Raw genomic sequence first — 4003 nt, 5'->3', positions numbered from 1 at the left:
CGCGCAGCTGCGCAGCGCCCGCAGCAGCGCGGCAAGCGCCGTGGCGGCCGCCTCCACCGCGGCCGTGCTGAGCCCGCAACCCGCCGCGGCCACGATCCGCGCCCCCGTGACCCAGCCGGTCGAAGCCCCCGGCAACGTGGCGCGCCGCGCCACCGATGACGGCGAGATCAACCTGCGCAAGGTCAACCTGCTGGGCACGTTCGGCAGTCCCGGCAATCTGCGCGCGCTGGTGCGGATGCCCAATGGCGATGTCGTCAACGTCTCGGTCGGCGATCGGCTGGATGGCGGGCGCGTCGTCGCCATCGGCGAGGGGCAGCTGCGCTATCAGCGCAAGGGCCGCAATGAAATGCTGAGCATGCCCAGCAGCTGACCCATCCGCCGCAGGCCGGGCGGGTTCCGGCACGCGGCCCGTGCTGCCATCATGGCCGCGACTGCCCGAGCCCAGGAGACCCGACCCGACATGGAGAGCTTTCTCTTTCAGGCCACGCTCTATCTCACCGCCGCCGTCGTGGCGGTGCCGCTGGCCGCGCGGCTGGGGCTGGGTTCGGTGCTGGGCTACCTGGCGGCGGGCCTGTGCATCGGCCCGGTGCTGGGGCTGGTCGGCAACGAGGTGGGCGAGTTGCAGCATTTCGCCGAATTCGGCGTGGTCATGATGCTGTTCCTGATCGGCCTGGAGCTGGAGCCGCGGGCCCTGTGGGACATGCGCCACAGGCTCCTGGGGCTGGGGGGGCTGCAGGTGGCCGGGTCGGCCGGGCTGATCATGGCGGGGGCGATGGCGCTGGGGCTCGACTGGCGCCCGGCCCTGGCGGTGGGGCTTGCCTTTGCGCTGTCCTCCACCGCGATCGTGCTGCAGACCCTGTCGGAAAAGGGGCTGATGCAGACCGCGGGCGGACGGTCGAGCTTCTCCGTGCTGCTGACCCAGGACATCGCGGTGATCCCGATGCTGGCCCTGGTGCCGCTTCTGTCACCGCCGGAGCTGACCGCGGGCGGGCAGAGCCCGGCCCTGACCGGCGCCGGCGGCGCGGCGGAACTGGAACTGGGCGGATCCGGCGGTCACGCCGAGGCGCTGGCCGCGATGGTGGACCGCCTGCCCGGCTGGGGCGCGGCCCTTCTGACGCTGGGGATCGTGGCGGGGATCATCCTGGCCGGGCTCTACCTGATCCGCCCGATCTTCGCCTATATCCACAAGGCGCGGCTGCGCGAGCTGGACACGGCGCTGGCGCTGCTGATCGTGATGGCCATCGCCTTCCTGATGATGATGGTGGGGCTGTCGCCCGCGCTCGGCACCTTCCTCGCGGGGGTGGTCCTGGCCAGTTCGGAATTCCGCCACGAGCTGGAAAGCGACATCGCCCCCTTCAAGGGCCTGCTTCTGGGGCTGTTCTTCATCACCGTGGGCGCGGGCATCGATACCGGGCTCCTGCTGGCCGAACCGCTGCGCGTGCTGGGGCTGACCCTGGCGGTGATGGCGCTCAAGGCCCTGGTGCTTCTCGGGCTGGCCTGGCTGTTCGATCTGCGCGGCCGCGACCGCTGGCTGTTCGCGCTGGGACTGGCACAGGCGGGGGAGTTCGGCTTCGTGCTGCTCGCCTTCTCGCTGCAGCAGAGCGTCATTCCTCCCGCGCTGGGGCCGGTGCTGTACCTGGTGGTCGCGCTGTCGATGCTGCTGACCCCGCTGGTCTTCATGCTGTACGAACATCTCGGGCGGCGCCTTGCCGATCCCGGGGCCGGCGGTCCGGAGGCCGACGAGATCACCGAACAGGGCCCGATCATCATCGCCGGGATCGGCCGCTTCGGGCAGGTGGTCAACCGCATGATCCAGATGTCGGGCTTCCGCGCCGTGGTGCTGGACAACGACCTGTCCACCATCCGCCTGATGCGCCGCTTCGGCTTCAAGAGCTTCCTGGGCGACCCGACCCGGCCGGAACTGCTGCATGCCGCGGGCCTGGCGCGGGCCAGGGTGCTGGTGGTGGCGATGGACGACAAGGAGGCCTGCACCCGCATCGTCGCCTATGCGCGCAAGGAACGGCCCGACCTGCACATCGTCGCCCGCGCCTATGACCGGGTGCATGTCTATGAACTGTTCCGCGCGGGCGCGGATGACATCGTGCGCGAGATGTTCGACAGCTCGCTGCGCGCGGCCCGCTACGTGCTGGAGAACATGGGCCTGTCCGAATACGAGGCCGCGGAGGCGGAGCGCGCCTTCTACAAGCATGACCGCCGCGCGATGCTGGAACTGGCCGAGGTCTGGACCCCCGGCCTGCCGGTGGCCCAGAACGAGCGCTACGTGCAGCGCGCCAGGGAACTCGACCGCGAGATGGAGACCGAGATGGTCACGACGCTGGGCGAGGAGATCGAGACCGCCGAGATGCGGCGCGCCGAGCGCAGCTGAGCCCCCGGCTCAGTCCCGGTCCGAGACCCCCGCCTCGCCGAAGCTGGCCATGCCCGAATGGCAGGCCACCGCCGCGCGCAGGATCGGCACCGCCGCCGCCGCGCCCGAGCCCTCGCCCAGCCGCAGCCCAAGCCGCAGCAGCGGCTCCATCTTCAGCGCATCCAGCAGCCGCAGATGCGCCGCCTCTGCCGAGCAATGCCCGGCGATCGCGTGGTCGAGCCCGCCCCAGACCGCCTGCGACAGCACCGAGGCCGCCGCGCAGGAGATGAACCCGTCGAGGATCACCGGGATGCGCAGCACCCGCGCGCGGGCATAGGCGCCGGTCATCGCGGCCACCTCGCGCCCGCCCAGGCAGCGCAGGATCTCCACCGGATCGCCCGCCTCGATCGCCGCGGCATGGGTGTCCAGCGCCGCCTCCACCGCCGCGGCCTTGCGTGCCAGGCCCGGATCGTCGACGCCGGTGCCGCGGCCCACCCAGGTTCCCGCACCGCCGCCATAGAAGGCCGCCGCCAGCGCCGCCGCGACGGTGGTGTTGCCGATGCCCATCTCGCCGGCGACGAAAAGATCGGCCTCCGGGTCGACCGCGTCCCAGCCGCTCTGCAGCGCGGCGCAGAGATCCGCCTCGCTCATCGCCGCGGCTTCGGCGATATCGCCCGTCGGCCGGTCGAGATCCGCCGCATGCACCGTCAGCCGGGCCCCCGCGACCTGCGCCAGCTGGTTGATCGCTGCACCGCCCGCCCGGAAATTGCCGACCATCTGCGCCGTCACCTCCGGGGGATAGGCCGAGACGCCGCGCGCCGCGACCCCATGGCTGCCGGCGAAGATTGCGATCTGCACCCTGTCCAGCACGGGGCGGTCGCTGCCCCGCCAGGAGGCATACCACAGCGCCAGATCCTCCAGCCGCCCCAGCGCGCCCGCGGGCTTGGTCAGACCGGCATTGCGCAGCGCCGCCGCCTGGCGCGCCGCCGCATCGGCAGAGGGAAAACCTGCAAGCTCCGCCTTGAAATCCTCGATGGTCTTGAACATGGATGCCCTGCCTTCCGCCTTCGCCCGACGAGGACATGCCATGCCTGCCCGCCCCGGACCGCTTCTCGATCTGCGCGACATCGCTGCCGCCCTGGGCTTGCTGACCCGCCTGCCGGTGAAGGTCAACACCGGTTTCGCCATCGCGCGCGGGGCCGGGGCGGCCTGGGCCTGGCCGCTGGCGGGCTTGGCCGTGGCGGTGACGGCGGGGGGCGCGGGCTGGATCGCGCAGGCCGCCGGGCTTCCCGCGACGCTGGCGGCGGGGCTCGTCCTGGGGCTGCAGGCGCTGCTGACCGGCGCGATGCACGAGGACGGGCTGGCCGATTGCGCCGACGGTCTCTGGGGCGGCTGGAGCCGCGCGCGGCGGCTGGAGATCATGAAGGACAGCCATATCGGCAGCTACGGGGTGCTGGCGCTGGTGCTGGCCACGGGGCTGCGCTGGCAGGCGCTGCTGCTGCTGCTGCCGCTGGGCGCGACCGGCTGGGGGATCTGGCTGGGCGCTTGCATGATCTCGCGCGGCGCGATGGTCGCGGTGATGGCCGCCCTGCCCCGGGCGCGCCCGGGCGGGCTGTCGGCGACGGCGGGGCGGCCGTC

The 4003-nt window shown here is 72.3% G+C and carries 3 protein-coding genes and 1 pseudogene; 3 read left to right on the top strand and 1 reads right to left on the bottom strand.

Going from position 1 to position 4003, the window contains the following annotated elements; translation table 11 throughout:
• Both ICN82_RS20860 and ICN82_RS20855 read left to right on the top strand, forming a co-directional pair.
• Positions 1–370: pseudogene (locus tag ICN82_RS20860) on the top strand (hypothetical protein); the annotation flags it as partial.
• A 90-nt stretch (positions 371–460) separates the two neighbouring features.
• The gene (locus ICN82_RS20855; RefSeq protein ID WP_193187207.1) at positions 461–2386 is read left to right on the top strand and encodes a cation:proton antiporter domain-containing protein; all 1926 of its coding nucleotides are present in this window, start codon (positions 461–463) and stop codon (positions 2384–2386) included.
• Positions 2387–2395: 9 nt separating this feature from the next.
• Here ICN82_RS20855 and cobT read toward each other — a convergent pair whose 3' ends face one another.
• The gene (cobT, locus tag ICN82_RS20850) at positions 2396–3412 is read right to left on the bottom strand and encodes a nicotinate-nucleotide--dimethylbenzimidazole phosphoribosyltransferase (RefSeq protein ID WP_193187204.1); all 1017 of its coding nucleotides are present in this window, start codon (positions 3410–3412) and stop codon (positions 2396–2398) included.
• A gap of 40 nt (positions 3413–3452) precedes the next feature.
• On the opposite strand from cobT, the gene ICN82_RS20845 reads away from it, so the two are divergent.
• A partial coding sequence (locus ICN82_RS20845) for an adenosylcobinamide-GDP ribazoletransferase (RefSeq protein ID WP_193187201.1) occupies positions 3453–4003 on the top strand: 551 nt, incomplete at its 3' end.

Origin of the sequence: Mangrovicoccus algicola (assembly GCF_014903745.1) — a bacterium.
GTDB classification, from domain to species: Bacteria; Pseudomonadota; Alphaproteobacteria; order Rhodobacterales; family Rhodobacteraceae; genus Mangrovicoccus; species Mangrovicoccus algicola.
Note: the sequence above shows the minus strand (reverse complement) of the source record. Positions and strands in the feature narration are given on the sequence as shown.